A 12,630-nucleotide genomic window follows, 5' to 3' on the forward strand; every position below is an offset into this window, starting at 1 on the left:
AGCCGCTCCGAGGAGACGAGATGAAAAACGACCTGCCCGGCCTCACGACGCTCGACGCGCTGCTGCAAGACCAGCGCGCCGCCTGCCTGCGCGCCCCGTATCCGTCGTGGGAGGCGCGCGCGGGCCATCTGCGCGCGCTGCGCGCCATGCTGCTCGACCATGCCGACGCGCTCGCCGAGGCCATCAGTGTCGACTTCGGCCACCGCGCCAAGCAGGAAGTGCTGCTCTCCGAGATCTGGATGGCCAAGGAAGAGATCGACGAGGCGCTGCGCCATGGCCGGCGCTGGATGCGCCCGCGCCGCCGTCCGACCAACAAGTGGCTGTTGCCGGCGCGCGCCAGCGTGATCCCGCAGCCGCTCGGCGTGGTCGGCATCGTGGTGCCGTGGAATTACCCGGTGCTGCTTGCCGCCGGGCCGCTCGTCTGCGCGCTCGCGGCCGGCAACCGCGCGATCGTGAAGATGTCGGAGCTGACGCCGCGCACCTCCGAGCTGTTCGAAGCCCTGATCGCGAAGACGTTCGCGCGCGAGCACGTGGCGGTGGTGAACGGCGACGCCGAGGTGGGCGCCGCGTTCAGCGCCCTGCCGTTCGACCACCTGCTGTTCACGGGCTCGACGCAGGTGGGCCGGCAGGTGATGCGCGCCGCCGCCGAGCACCTGACGCCCGTCACGCTCGAGCTGGGCGGCAAGTCGCCCGCGATCGTCGGGCCGGGCGCGCGCTTCGACAACGCGGTGGACGCGATCGTCGCCGGCAAGACGCTGAACGCGGGCCAGACCTGCATCGCGCCGGACTACGTGCTGGTGCCGCGCGGCAAGGAGGACGCGTTCATCGCGCGGGCCCGCGCGCGGGTGGCGAAGCTCTATCCCGACTTCGCCAACAACGCCGACTACACCTCGATCGTCTCCGAGCGTCATTTCGCGCGGCTCGAACGGCTGGCCGCCGAGGCCCGGGCCGGCGGCGCGACGCTGCATCCGCTGGCCGACGCGGCGCCCGATCCGGCGCGGCGCCGCTTCGCGCCGCTAGCCGTCACCTGCGCGCCCGACGACGCGGCGCTGATGCGCGAGGAAATCTTCGGGCCGCTACTGCCGGTCGTGCCCTACGACACGCTGGACCAGGCGATCGCCTACGTGAACGCGCGGCCGCGGCCGCTCGCGCTGTACCTGTTCGAGGAATCGCGCGCGAGCATCGACCGGGTGATGCGCGAGACGATCTCGGGCGGCGTGTCGATCAACGAGACGCTGATGCACATCGCCTGCGGCTCGCTGCCGTTCGGCGGCATCGGCGCGAGCGGGATGGGCGCGTACCACGGCTACGACGGCTTCGTCACGTTCTCGAAGATGAAGCCGGTGCTCACCCAGGCACGCTTGAACGCGCGCGGCCTGCTGCTGCCGCCCTACGGCCGGCGCTTCGCGGCGCTGATCAAGCTGATGCTGAGGTTCTGAGGCGGCACGCGCGACAGGCGCGAGGACGGGCCCCGGGGTTGGCTCAGACCGGCCAGAGCGGGCCTTCCTGCATCGCGCCGATCTGCTCGCGCAGTTCGAGCACGCGCGCCTCCCAGTAGCGCTGCGTGTTGAACCACGGAAACGCCGCGGGGAAGGCCGGGTCGTCCCAGCGCCGCGCGAGCCAGGCCGAGTAATGGATCAGGCGCAGCGTGCGCAACGCCTCGATCAGATGCAGTTCGCGCGGATCGAACTCGCAGAAGTCCTCGTAGCCGGCCAGAAGGTCGGCCAGCGCGGCCGAGGCGCCGGCGCGATCGCCCGGCAGCAGCAGCCACAGATCCTGGATCGCGGGGGCCATCCGGCTGTCGTCGAAGTCGACGAAGTGCGGGCCGGCGTCGGTCCAGAGCACGTTGCTCGGATGGCAGTCGCCGTGGGCGCGCAGCATGCGCACCTCGCCCGCGCGCGCGAACGCGGCCTCCACGCCTTCGAGCGCCAGCGCCAGCACCGTCTCGTAGGCGGGACGCACGTCGTCCGGCACGACCCCGCCGGCCAGCAGCGTGTCGCGCGAGTCGTAGCCGAAGCTGCGGATATCGAGCGAGGGCCGCTCGACGTAGGCGGCAGTGGCGCCCACCGCGTGGATGCGGCCGATGAAGCGGCCGAGCCATTCGAGCGTGTCGCGCCGATCCAGCTCGGGCGCGCGCCCGCCGCGGCGCTCGAACACCGAGAAGCGGAACCCCGCGAAGGCGTGCAAGGTGCGGCCGTCGAGTTCGCGCGCGGGGACGGCCGGGATCTCGCGCGCGGCGAGTTCGGCCACGAACGCGTGCTCCTCGAGGATCGCCGCGTCGGACCAGCGCCGCGGCCGATAGAACTTCGCGACGATCGGCGGGCCGTCCTCCACGCCCACCTGATAGACGCGGTTCTCGTAACTGTTCAGCGCGAGCAGGCGGCCGTCGGTGCGCAGGCCGGCCGGCATCAGCACGCTGTCGAGCGCGTCGAGCACGCGCTCGGGCGTCAGGCCCGCGAACGGCGGGCCCGCGCTCGCGCCGGCCTCGGAGGATTCGGAATGATCGTCGGTCATGCCCCGCATTGTGCCGTGCGCGGAGCCGCTTGACGAGCGCTTGGCCGCTCAGTGAATCGCGGCACCCGCCGGCAGCACCGATTCGCCGGTATCGATCAGGTCCTCGAGAAAGAAGGGTTCGGTGTTCAGTTCCTTCGATTCGCCAGGCACGCCGGCGTACCAAGTCACCATCGCCATGTCACCGAGAATGCGCTGGACGATGCCCCGGGCACCCTTCGGTACGGCGATATGGGTAGTGCAGACAATCGAACCGACATGCATGATGTTTCCCCACTCAAAACCGGCCGGAGTTACGGCCGCGAATACCCGGACGCGCTGCCCGAAGGGCTGGACGCGCATCCATTGTTAACCGATTCCCGCGTGGATGGGAATCGCGTTTATGAAAATAAAAAGACCGTGAAAACACGGCCCGACCGCTTGCCCCCTGTTTTCAGGGCGTCGCGGCCGCATCGGAACCCCGTCCGGCGCAGTGCCATCATACCGCGACAGATGTGACGCTCAGCAGAACGCACGATCACCGGCCTTGCGCGCCGCGCAAGGCCGGCTCGGACGACGCGTCCGGACGACGCCCCGACGACGCGAGGCGGCCAACCGGCGTATCGTTGCGGTTTTCGTTCGTTGCAGGGAGCCCCAGCGTGAGCGCTTCACCCGGATCGCCGGAGGCGGGCCGCCGCCCCGCTCAATCCGAGCCGTCGGCCCCGTCACCGCCGCCCTATCTCGAACGCGGCACGCGCGGCTACTGGCGCGCGGCCGTCGCACTGTTGTTCGCCGGCTACGCCACTTTCTCGCTGCTCTATTGCGTGCAGCCGCTGCTGCCGGCATTTTCGGGCGCGTTCGAGGTGAGCCCCGCGCAGAGCAGCCTGTCGCTGTCGTTCGCGACCGCCGCGCTGGCCGTCGCGATCTTCGTGGCCGGCTTCGTCTCCGAAGGCCTGAGCCGGCACCGGCTGATGACGGCCTCGCTGACCGCCTCGTCGCTGTTCACGCTCGCGGCCGCGTTCGTGCCGCACTGGCACGAGCTGCTGGTGCTGCGCGCGCTCACCGGGCTCGCGCTCGGCGGGGTGCCCGCCGTGGCGATGGCCTATCTCGCCGAGGAGGTGCATCCGGACGGGCTCGGGCTCGCGATGGGGCTCTACGTGGGCGGCACCGCGATCGGCGGCATGGCCGGGCGCGTGATCACCGGCATGCTCGCCGAGTGGTTCGGCTGGCGCATCGCGGTGGCCGGCATCGGCGTGCTGGGGCTGCTGTCGATGCTGGCGTTTCGCGCGCTGCTGCCCGCCTCGCGCCATTTCACGCCGCGCCGCGGGCTCGGCCTCGCGCATCATCGCAGCGCGCTGGCGCGGCATCTGACCGGGCGCCGCGAACTGCCGGCGCTGTTCCTGATGGGCTTCGTGCTGATGGGCAGCTTCGTCACGCTCTACAACTACATCGGCTACCGGCTGCTCGCGCCGCCCTATGCGATGAACCAGGCCAGCATCGGCGCGATCTTCGTGGTCTATCTGGTCGGCGTGTTCGCCTCGCCATGGTCGGGGCGGATGGCCGATTCGATCGGGCGCGGCCGCGTGCTGGTGATGAGCATCGCGATGATGGGCGCAGGCGTCGCGCTGACGCTGCTCGCGCCGGTGGCGGCGATCGCCGCCGGCATCGCCTGCGTGACGTTCGGCTTCTTCGCCGGCCACTCGGTCGCGAGCGGCTGGGTCGGACGGCTTGCCATCGAGGGCAAGGGGCAGGCCGCCGCGCTGTACCTGCTCTCGTACTACGTCGGCTCGAGCGTGATCGGCTCGCTCGGCGGCCACTTCTGGAGCGCGTCGGGCTGGCCCGGCGTGGCGGCGCTGGTGGCCGTGCTGCTCGCGGCCGGCTTCGTCACGGCGCGCTGGCTGCACGCGCGGGAACGCATCGGCGCGGCCTGAGCCGGCGCGGCCCCGGAGCCGGCAGGCAGCCCGGTCGGCACCGCTAGCCGACAGGCTGGCACGAGCGCTTGCCGCGCACCCCCGCCCCGCGCCAACGCGGGGCGCTCGCCCCCCCATCCACGGTTGCCGAACCCGGCGGTCTGCCGCGCCGCGGCGCGCTGCCGCCGCATCGGGTTCCGTTCAACGCGCGGCCACCGCGCATTTCACGACTTCGCCATTCGTGCTGCCGTGGCGCAGCGGCGCGATCTTCGCCGAACTCGGCGTGCGCGATGCGTTGGCGCTCGCGCTCTCGACCGCGCGCTTCGCGCCCGGCTTCGGCCACCTGCCCGGGCTGCCCGAACTCATCGGCACGGCGGCGAGCCTCGCCGGACCCGCGCCGGTGTCGCGGCAGGCGCCCGATCGTGCGATGCGGCAAAGGAAAGTTTGCCGTCATGCTTCGGAAAGCGAAACATCGTGCCGCACGCTGCGGCCGGTCGAGAACGATGTTTCTCCGAATTCGTAATAATCCGGAACGCGAAATTCACGATTTCGTTACCTATACTTGAATCAGCCGCCCGCACTTCACGAGCGGATCGAATCAAGCCGGGAGACCAGCATGAACTACTTCACGATCGGCGATTTCATCCTTCTGATTCCCATGGCGCTGGCCGGCGCGCTATTCCTAGGCGCGGTGCCGTGCGGCACGCATCACATGCGGCACAACGTGCTGCGCGTGCTAGGCGCGATGCTCGGGGTGGGCCTCGCACTGCTGCTGGTCGAGGGACTGCCCGCGCTGATCTAGCGCGCTCGCCCCTCCGGCGGTACCCCGGTGAACGGCGCACGCGTTGCGGCGTGGGCCGCCTTCCCTGCTTTTCTCAGGCCGTGCGGTCCCGTGCTGCGCGGCCTGCCTGCCGTCACCGCGCCTGATCCTGCGACGGCGTTTCCTCATGCTCGATCGCGCCTTCGTCGCTGGCGATCGATCCCGGCCGGACCGATGCCGGCCGGCTTTCCCACCGTGAAATCGCGCCGCTTCAGCGTGGCAGCGTCCTCGTGCATGCGTCGGGCGGCGCGCGGGCATCGAAGCGATGCACGCAGCAACTGCGGGCGTCACGAGGCCCATGGAGAGCACCGTGCGCGCGAGGCGCCGCCGCGGTCCGGCCCAATGGACGCCAGGGCGCCGGTACCCTACACTGCGGCCTCCTGATGATGCGTGATAGCGGAGCAATTCATGACTCGAGCGATCTCGGTGGCGTTGATCGTCGGCGGCATCGTGCTGCTGTACTTCGGCGGCCAGTCCTTCCATTCGTTCAACGACAGCCTCTCGCGATTGTTCACCGGCTCGCCGGCGACCAAGACGATCCTGCTGTTCGCCGGCGGCGCGGTCGCGACGCTGGCCGGCCTGATCGGCCTGGCGATGCCGGGCGGCCGGCGCTGACGGCCGTCGGCCGCGACGCCGCATCCGCCGCCGCGCGTCAGAGCCTCACCTCGGGCTTCGACGCCGAGCGCGAGCCGGGCACCGGCCGGTTGCTCTCGCCGTGATAGGTGTAGACGAGCGAGAACTTCACCTGGTCGCTGCGGTTCTGGCCGGCCGAATGCAGCGTGTTGCAGTGGAAGAACACCACGTCGCCGGGGCCGAGTTCGGGGCACACCGCGCGCTCGATCAACGCGCGGTTGGCAGGCAGGTCGCCGCGGAAGAACTTCGCCTCGTCGAAGCAGTCGGCACCGAGCTCGGCCTTGTGCGAGCCGGGCACGAGCCACAGCGCGCCGTTGCCGTCGGTCTCCGCGCCGATCGCGAGCCAGACCGACACGAGATCCGCGCGCTCGAACGCCCAGTAGCGAAAGTCGCGGTGCCAGCCGGTCAGGCTGCCGTACCGCGGGTGCTTCGTCATCATGCAGTTGTGATGCGCGCGCGAAAGCAGCGCCGCCTCACCGAAGTACTCCCGCAGCCAGGCGGCGATCTCGGGCGCGGTAGCACGCGCGGCGAACTCGGGCGCGCGCTGGTAGGCGTCGAGCAGGCGGCGCACGGTGCGGCCGCCCGGTGCGTCCTTCGACTGCGGCGCGCCCGGATAGCGCAGGTCCGCCTCGAATTCGAGCGGCTCGGCGGCCTCGCGCAGCTGGCGCTCGGCAACCGCCTTCAAGGCGGCGCAAGTCTCGGGCGCGACCAGCCCCGGCACGACCACGTAACCGTGTTCGCGCAATGCGTCGATCTGGGCGCGAATCAACTCCGAATGCTGTGGGGACATGGCGGGCTCGATGTCGTTCTTATGAATGCGTCGATTGTAAGACGGCGGGGATCGATCCGGAAACCGACATTGTCAACGACCGCGCACGGATCGCGCTCCGCTGGCCGGCGCGGCAAGGCCGCCGGCGCCTGTTCGCCTGGCTCGCGCCGCCATCGCGGAACTGCCGCGCGCCGCACCTGACTAATGTCGCGCAGCACACGCCGCCCGCGGGGGCGGTCTCAGGGTTGTCTCGACTTCTGGACGTCATGGATCGCCGGTAGCCTGAGTACGCCGGTCATGTCGACCGGCGCGGGCCGCCCCCGGGCCAGCCGCGCCAGCCGTTGGGGCCGGCCCGGCGCCACCCTTCCTCGGGTGTGGAATACCGGCCGCCCGTTGCGGGCAACCGATCCAGCACTTTTACGAACCAGTCACATCGTCATGCCCTTGCGCCTCCCCTCCCGCCCCAACCGCGCGGCCCGAAGCCTCTCCCGGCTCGACGCCCGCCGCACCGCCCGCACCCTGCGCCATCATCAGGCGCGCGCCCGGGCGCTGGCCACCCGGCCGGCGGCGCCGACGTCGCGGCTGGACGGCCTGCGCGGCTGGCTGCATTCGTTGCTCGCCACCATGCGCGCCCATGCGGGCGCGCGCCGGCTCGGCCTGCCGGCGGCCCTGCTGCGCAAGCCGTCGTCGCGGCGCCACGCGCACGGCCCGCGCCGCCGCGTCAACCGCCCGCGGCGCCTCGCGGCAAGCGCCGGCTGGTTCGCCTTCGGCACGCGTTGAGGCGGCGCGCCGTCGGCCTGCCCGCCTGCGCACCGCCCGATCCCGGCGCGGCTCATCGTCTGCACGCCGCGCGCGCCCAAGAAAAAACCCCGGCAAGCCGGGGTTTTTTGCATTCAGGCCGTTCAGGCCCAAATCGGAACGCGGCGCATCATGCGCGTTTCATGCCGGCTGCGCGACGGCGGGGGCGACGCCCGCTGCTTCGGCGAGGACCAGCGCCTTGTCGGTCGCTTCCCAAGAGAACTCCGGCTCGGCACGGCCGAAGTGGCCGTAGGCCGCCGTCTTCTCGTAGATCGGGCGCAGCAGATCGAGCATCTGCACGATGCCCTTCGGACGCAGGTCGAAGTGCTCGCGCACGAGCTTCGTGATCGTCTCGTCCGAGACCTTGCCGGTGCCGAACGTGTTGACCATCACCGAGGTCGGCTCGGCCACGCCGATCGCATACGACACCTGGATCAGCGCGCGCGAGGCCAGGCCCGCGGCCACGATGTTCTTGGCGACGTAGCGGCCCGCGTAGGCGGCCGAGCGGTCGACCTTCGACGGGTCCTTGCCCGAGAACGCGCCGCCGCCATGCGGCGCGGCACCGCCGTAGGTATCGACGATGATCTTGCGGCCCGTCAGGCCGCAGTCGCCCTGCGGGCCACCGATCACGAAACGGCCGGTCGGGTTCACCAGGAACTTGATGTCGCCCTTGATCAATTCGGCCGGCAGCGTCGGCTTGATGATCTCCTCGATCACGGCTTCGCGCAATTGCGGCAGATCAATGTCCGGGGCGTGCTGCGTCGACAGCACGACGGTGTCGATCGCGTGCGGCTTGCCGTCGACGTAGCGGACCGTGACCTGCGACTTCGCATCGGGACGCAGCCAGCTCAGGCGGCCGTCGCGGCGCAGATTGGCCTGACGCTCGACGAGACGGTGCGCCAGGTAAATCGGCAGCGGCATCAGTTCGGGCGTTTCATCGCACGCGTAACCGAACATCAGGCCCTGGTCACCGGCACCCTGGTCGAGGTTGTTGTCATGCGCGCGATCAACGCCTTGCGCGATGTCCGGCGACTGCTTGTCGTAGGCGACGAGCACCGCGCAGCCCTTGTAGTCGATGCCGAAGTCGGTGTTGTCGTAGCCGATGCGGCGGATCGTGTCGCGCGCGATCTGGATGTAGTCGATGTTGGCGGTCGTGGTGATCTCACCCGCCAGCACGACAAGCCCCGTGTTGCACAGCGTCTCGGCGGCAACACGCGAGTATTTGTCCTGCGTGAGGATGGCATCGAGAATCGCGTCGGAGATCTGGTCGGCAACTTTGTCCGGATGGCCTTCGGAAACGGATTCGGACGTGAAGAGATAATCGTTTGCCACTTGGCTAAGCTCCTTGGTGGTTACGGTTGCATTCACGTAGCCAGCTTCGGAACCGGATGAAGTGGCGACGCTTTAGCGGATTCCTTGACCCGGACAGGCATCCTGCGCCCAGCCGGCTTCGCCCCGCAAGTTGTCAGTTAACTCGGCGAAGCCCGTATTATAGCGGCTTTCCCGTCTTGTCACGCAAGGGTGCATTCGTGGTTGCCCACCGCTACGTCCTGAATTTCCCCCTCACGGCACGGGCCTTCCGGCCCCATGGAGGCCGCTCATGCTAGGCCGTCTCGGCACCCGCTTCGCGCTGCTCTTGCTGAAGCTGTTCGCGCTGCTGCCGTATGGCTTGACGGCGCGTTTCGGCGACGCGCTGGGCTGGCTGCTGTACCGTATCCCGAGCCGCCGCAAGCGCATCGTGCATACGAACCTGAAGCTCTGCTTTCCCGAGTGGAGCGAGGCGCGGCGCGAGGAAGTCGCGGGCCGGCACTTTCGCCATGCGATTCGCAGCTACGTCGAGCGCAGCGTCCAGTGGTTCGGCTCCGAGAAGAAGCTCGCCCGGCTCATCGAGGTCGACAGCGCGATCGACCTGACCGATCCGGACCTGCCGCCCACGCTGTTTCTCGGCCTGCATTTCGTCGGCATCGAGGCCGGCTCGATCTGGCTGAACCGCTCGCTGCAACGCACCTGCGGTTCGTTGTACCAACCGTTTTCAAACCCGCTGCTCGAGGCCGAGGCCAAGCGCGCGCGCGCGCGCTTCGACGCCGAGATGGCGAGCCGCGCCGACAGCGCGCGCATCGTGCTGCGCTGGCTGCGCGAGCGCAAGCCCGTGATGCTCGGCGCCGACATGGACTACGGCACGCGCAACTCCACCTTCGTGCCGTTCTTCGGCATCCCCACCTGCACGCTGACCGCGGTGGGCCGGCTGGCGAAGGCCGGCCGCGCGCAGGTCGTGCCGTTCATCGGCGAGGTGCTGCCGAACTACAAGGGCTATCGGCTGCGCGTGTTCAAGCCCTGGGAGCAATACCCGACCGGCGACGACGACCTCGACGCGCGCCGCATGAACGCGTTCCTCGAGGAGCAGATCCCGCTGCTGCCCGAGCAGTATTACTGGGTGCACAAGCGCTTCAAGACGCGTCCGGCCGGCGAGCCGGGCTTTTACTGATCGTGATCGCGGGCGCGGCGGTGCCGGCTCGGCCGCCGCCGAGGTTCGCAAGCCGCGCCCGGCGCGGCATACAATAACGCCCATGAAACTTCCGTTCACCAAGATGCATGGCGCCGGCAACGACTTCGTCGTGCTCGACGGCACCGCCGGCGACCTCGGCCTCACGCCCGAGCGCGTGCGCGCGCTCGCCGACCGCCATTTCGGCGTGGGTGCCGATCAGGTGCTGCTGGTCGAGCGGCCGACGCTCGACGGCGCCGATTTCCGCTACCGGATCTTCAACTGCGACGGCGGCGAAGTCGAGCATTGCGGCAACGGCGCGCGCTGCTTCGTGAGGTTCGTGCACGACAAGGGCCTGACCGACAAGACGACGGTGCGCGTGCAGGTCAGCCACGGCCTGCTCACGCTGACGCTGCAGGAAAACGGCGAGGTGGTGGTGGACATGGGCTCGCCCGTGTTCGAGCCGGCCCGCGTGCCGTTCGACGCCGCCGGCCTCGATGCCCGCCGCGAGGGCGCGGACACGCTGTTCCCGCTCGAGGTGGGCGGCACGACGCGCTGGATCTCGGTGGTCTCGATGGGCAACCCGCACGCGGTGCAGGTGGTGGACGACGTCGAGACGTTCCCGGTAGCCGAGGAAGGCCCCTTGGTCGAACACCATGCGCGCTTCCCGCAGCGCGTCAACGCCGGCTTCCTGCAGATCGTGTCGCGCCGCGAGGTGAAGCTGCGCGTCTATGAACGCGGCGCCGGCGAGACGCTCGCCTGCGGCACCGGCGCCTGCGCGGCCGTGGCCGCCGGGATTCGCCGCGGCCTGCTCGATTCGCCGGTGGCCGTGCAGACTCACGGCGGCGTCCTGACGATCGCCTGGGACGGCATGCGCGACGCCGCCGCGCCGCTGTCGATGGCCGGCCCCGCCGTCACCGTGTTCGAAGGTGTCTTCGAACTGACCGCCTGACCCTTTCGGCTTACCGCCCTCCTCGAACCACACTGCTCCATGAACGATCGCGACGTCGCCGACTACCTGCTCGCCAACCCCGAATTCTTCGCCCGGCACGCGGAGCTGCTCGCCGCGGTCCGGCTCGCGAACCCGCACGGCAAGGCCGCGATCTCGCTGCAGGAGCGGCAGATGGAGATGCTGCGCGACAAGAACAAGCTGCTCGAACGGCGCCTGGCCGAGTTGCTGCGCTACGGGCACGAGAACGACGGGCTGGCGGCCAAGTTCGGCCGCTGGACCGCGCGCGTGATCGCGGAGCGCGACGCGCACGCGCTGCCGCGCGCGATCGCGGGCGGCCTCGCCGACGTGTTCGACGTGCCGCAGACGGCGCTGCGGATCTGGGACGTGGCCGAGGCCTATGCGCAGGCCGATTTCGCGCGCAACGTCGGCGAGGAGGTGCGCCTCTTCGCGAACAGTCTCGTCACGCCCTACTGCGGCGCCAACAGCGGCTTCGAGGCCGCGCAGTGGCTCGCACCGGTGCCGGCCGCGCCCGAGGCGGCCGACCGCGCCGACGGAGCCGCCACCGCCGTCAGCGCCAGCGGCGTGGCCGCCTCGATCGCGCTGATCGCGCTGCGCGCGCCCGAGGCCGGCGATGGCGCGCCGCCCTTCGGGCTGCTGGTGCTGGGCTCGCCGGACCCGCGACGCTTTCACGACGGCATGGGCACCGATTTCCTGACGCAGATCGGCACGCTCGCGAGCGCCGCGCTCACGCGCCTGCTGCCGCACTGACGCATTCGCCCGCGCCATGAACGACGAGCCGATCGCCGCCTACCTGTCGTACCTGCAGCACGTCAGGCAGCTGTCGGCGCACACGCTGCGCGGCTACGCGCACGAACTCGCCGCGCTCACCGCGTTCGCGAGCGGCCGGCCGCTCGCGAGCCTCACCGCCGCCGACATGCGCAGCGCGGTGGCGCGCGCGCACGCGGGCGGGCTGTCGGCGCGCTCGATCGCGCACCGGCTGTCGGCCTGGCGCGCGTTCTACCGCTGGTACGCGCAGCGGGTCGAGATGCCGGCCAACCCGGTGGCGACGGTGCGCGCGCCCAAGCGCGCGCGCGCGCTGCCGAAGGCGCTGTCGGTCGACGACGCCAACACGCTGATGGAGTCGGCGTTCCCGGACACCCCCGAGGGGCTGCGCGACCGCGCGATCGTCGAGCTGTTCTATTCGTCGGGACTGCGGCTCGCGGAGCTGGTCGGGCTCGACGTCCATTACGTCAACGCCGACGGCTACCGCTCGGCGGGCTGGCTCGATCGCGGCGAGGCCGAGCTCAGCGTGCTCGGCAAGGGCGGCAAGGAGCGCAAGGTGCCGGTGGGCCGCAAGGCGCTGGAGGCGCTCGACGCCTGGCTCGCGGTGCGCGAGGGCTGGGTGCGCGGCGATCCGCACCCGCTGTTCCTGTCGGTGCGCGGCAACCGCATGGCGCCCGGCGTGGTGCGCGAGCGCGTCAAGCGCGCGGCGCGCGTGGCCGGGATTCCCGCCAACGTCCATCCGCACGTGCTGCGCCACTCGTTCGCGACCCACGTGCTGCAGTCGAGCGGCGACCTGCGCGCCGTGCAGGAACTGCTCGGCCACGCCAGCATCTCGGCCACCCAGGTCTATACCTCGCTCGACTTCCAGCATCTCGCGCGCATCTACGACAGCGCGCATCCGCGCGCGAAGAAGCGCGACTGACGGCGCCCCGGCACGCCGCCCCGCCACCGTCTGCTTCGCGAGCCTTTGTTGCCGCCGCGCCCCGCGCGGCC

Annotated in this window: 13 protein-coding genes and 1 pseudogene; 10 read left to right on the forward strand and 4 right to left on the reverse strand. The window is 70.5% G+C overall.

Features of this window, described 5'->3' with window-relative positions; translation table 11 throughout:
* The first annotated feature begins 20 nt into the window (after nucleotides 1-20).
* On the forward strand, nucleotides 21-1,439 hold the full coding sequence (locus KS03_RS16605; protein ID WP_015877274.1) for a coniferyl aldehyde dehydrogenase: 1,419 nt from the start codon (nucleotides 21-23) through the stop codon (nucleotides 1,437-1,439).
* A gap of 43 nt (nucleotides 1,440-1,482) precedes the next feature.
* On the opposite strand, the gene KS03_RS16610 is transcribed toward KS03_RS16605, so the two are convergent.
* Nucleotides 1,483-2,514, reverse strand: coding sequence for a serine/threonine protein kinase (locus KS03_RS16610; RefSeq protein WP_015877275.1), 1,032 nt, complete (start codon nucleotides 2,512-2,514; stop codon nucleotides 1,483-1,485).
* A gap of 48 nt (nucleotides 2,515-2,562) precedes the next feature.
* Nucleotides 2,563-2,775 carry a hypothetical protein gene (locus tag KS03_RS16615; protein ID WP_006402972.1) on the reverse strand — a complete coding sequence of 71 codons (213 nt, stop codon included), beginning with the start codon at nucleotides 2,773-2,775 and terminating at the stop codon, nucleotides 2,563-2,565.
* Between the two features lie 374 nt (nucleotides 2,776-3,149).
* On the opposite strand from KS03_RS16615, the gene KS03_RS16620 reads away from it, so the two are divergent.
* The 4 genes and pseudogenes from KS03_RS16620 (at nucleotide 3,150) to KS03_RS16635 (ending at nucleotide 5,835) form a co-directional block, all read left to right on the forward strand.
* Nucleotides 3,150-4,421 carry an MFS transporter gene (locus tag KS03_RS16620; protein ID WP_015877277.1) on the forward strand — a complete coding sequence of 424 codons (1,272 nt, stop codon included), beginning with the start codon at nucleotides 3,150-3,152 and terminating at the stop codon, nucleotides 4,419-4,421.
* A gap of 115 nt (nucleotides 4,422-4,536) precedes the next feature.
* Nucleotides 4,537-4,728: pseudogene (locus tag KS03_RS32860) on the forward strand (hypothetical protein); the annotation flags it as partial.
* A 288-nt stretch (nucleotides 4,729-5,016) separates the two neighbouring features.
* A complete protein-coding gene (locus KS03_RS16630) occupies nucleotides 5,017-5,202 on the forward strand; it encodes a hypothetical protein (protein WP_015877278.1) in 186 nt (61 codons plus the stop codon).
* A 426-nt stretch (nucleotides 5,203-5,628) separates the two neighbouring features.
* Nucleotides 5,629-5,835, forward strand: a complete 207-nt coding sequence (locus KS03_RS16635; RefSeq protein WP_015877279.1) for a DUF3185 family protein — start codon at nucleotides 5,629-5,631, stop codon at nucleotides 5,833-5,835.
* Nucleotides 5,836-5,872: 37 nt separating this feature from the next.
* On the opposite strand, the gene KS03_RS16640 is transcribed toward KS03_RS16635, so the two are convergent.
* Complete coding sequence (locus KS03_RS16640) at nucleotides 5,873-6,643, reverse strand: phytanoyl-CoA dioxygenase family protein (RefSeq protein ID WP_015877280.1); 771 nt, start codon at nucleotides 6,641-6,643, stop codon at nucleotides 5,873-5,875.
* Nucleotides 6,644-7,060: 417 nt separating this feature from the next.
* Here KS03_RS16640 and KS03_RS16645 point away from each other — a divergent pair, with 417 nt between their 5' ends.
* Nucleotides 7,061-7,402: a hypothetical protein gene (locus KS03_RS16645; RefSeq protein WP_015877281.1), complete on the forward strand. Its 342-nt coding sequence runs from the start codon at nucleotides 7,061-7,063 to the stop codon at nucleotides 7,400-7,402.
* A gap of 159 nt (nucleotides 7,403-7,561) precedes the next feature.
* Here the strand turns inward: KS03_RS16645 and metK are convergent, their stop codons facing one another.
* Nucleotides 7,562-8,752: a methionine adenosyltransferase gene (gene metK / locus KS03_RS16650; RefSeq protein WP_015877282.1), complete on the reverse strand. Its 1,191-nt coding sequence runs from the start codon at nucleotides 8,750-8,752 to the stop codon at nucleotides 7,562-7,564.
* A gap of 268 nt (nucleotides 8,753-9,020) precedes the next feature.
* On the opposite strand from metK, the gene KS03_RS16655 reads away from it, so the two are divergent.
* From KS03_RS16655 to xerC, 4 genes are all read left to right on the forward strand, one after another.
* Entirely contained in the window at nucleotides 9,021-9,905 is an 885-nt protein-coding gene (locus KS03_RS16655; RefSeq protein WP_015877283.1) for a lipid A biosynthesis lauroyl acyltransferase, read from the forward strand.
* Between the two features lie 82 nt (nucleotides 9,906-9,987).
* A complete protein-coding gene (gene dapF, locus KS03_RS16660) occupies nucleotides 9,988-10,854 on the forward strand; it encodes a diaminopimelate epimerase (RefSeq protein WP_015877284.1) in 867 nt (288 codons plus the stop codon).
* A gap of 39 nt (nucleotides 10,855-10,893) precedes the next feature.
* Complete coding sequence (locus KS03_RS16665; protein WP_015877285.1) at nucleotides 10,894-11,622, forward strand: DUF484 family protein; 729 nt, start codon at nucleotides 10,894-10,896, stop codon at nucleotides 11,620-11,622.
* A gap of 16 nt (nucleotides 11,623-11,638) precedes the next feature.
* Complete coding sequence (gene xerC / locus KS03_RS16670) at nucleotides 11,639-12,559, forward strand: tyrosine recombinase XerC (RefSeq protein WP_015877286.1); 921 nt, start codon at nucleotides 11,639-11,641, stop codon at nucleotides 12,557-12,559.
* The last annotated feature ends 71 nt before the right edge of the window (nucleotides 12,560-12,630 follow it).

The organism is Burkholderia glumae LMG 2196 = ATCC 33617, assembly GCF_000960995.1.
Taxonomy (GTDB): domain Bacteria; phylum Pseudomonadota; class Gammaproteobacteria; order Burkholderiales; family Burkholderiaceae; genus Burkholderia; species Burkholderia glumae.

Excerpts from the sequence above, each read along its gene's own strand:
- KS03_RS16605 (WP_015877274.1), top strand. The coding sequence starts at position 21 with ATGAAAAACGACCTGCCCGGCCTCACGACGCTCGACGCGCTGCTGCAA.
- KS03_RS16610 (WP_015877275.1), bottom strand. The coding sequence starts at position 2,514 with ATGACCGACGATCATTCCGAATCCTCCGAGGCCGGCGCGAGCGCGGGC.
- KS03_RS16615 (WP_006402972.1), bottom strand. The coding sequence starts at position 2,775 with ATGCATGTCGGTTCGATTGTCTGCACTACCCATATCGCCGTACCGAAG.
- KS03_RS16630 (WP_015877278.1), top strand. The coding sequence starts at position 5,017 with ATGAACTACTTCACGATCGGCGATTTCATCCTTCTGATTCCCATGGCG.
- KS03_RS16635 (WP_015877279.1), top strand. The coding sequence starts at position 5,629 with ATGACTCGAGCGATCTCGGTGGCGTTGATCGTCGGCGGCATCGTGCTG.
- KS03_RS16640 (WP_015877280.1), bottom strand. The coding sequence starts at position 6,643 with ATGTCCCCACAGCATTCGGAGTTGATTCGCGCCCAGATCGACGCATTG.
- KS03_RS16645 (WP_015877281.1), top strand. The coding sequence starts at position 7,061 with ATGCCCTTGCGCCTCCCCTCCCGCCCCAACCGCGCGGCCCGAAGCCTC.
- KS03_RS16655 (WP_015877283.1), top strand. The coding sequence starts at position 9,021 with ATGCTAGGCCGTCTCGGCACCCGCTTCGCGCTGCTCTTGCTGAAGCTG.
- dapF (WP_015877284.1), top strand. The coding sequence starts at position 9,988 with ATGAAACTTCCGTTCACCAAGATGCATGGCGCCGGCAACGACTTCGTC.
- KS03_RS16665 (WP_015877285.1), top strand. The coding sequence starts at position 10,894 with ATGAACGATCGCGACGTCGCCGACTACCTGCTCGCCAACCCCGAATTC.
- xerC (WP_015877286.1), top strand. The coding sequence starts at position 11,639 with ATGAACGACGAGCCGATCGCCGCCTACCTGTCGTACCTGCAGCACGTC.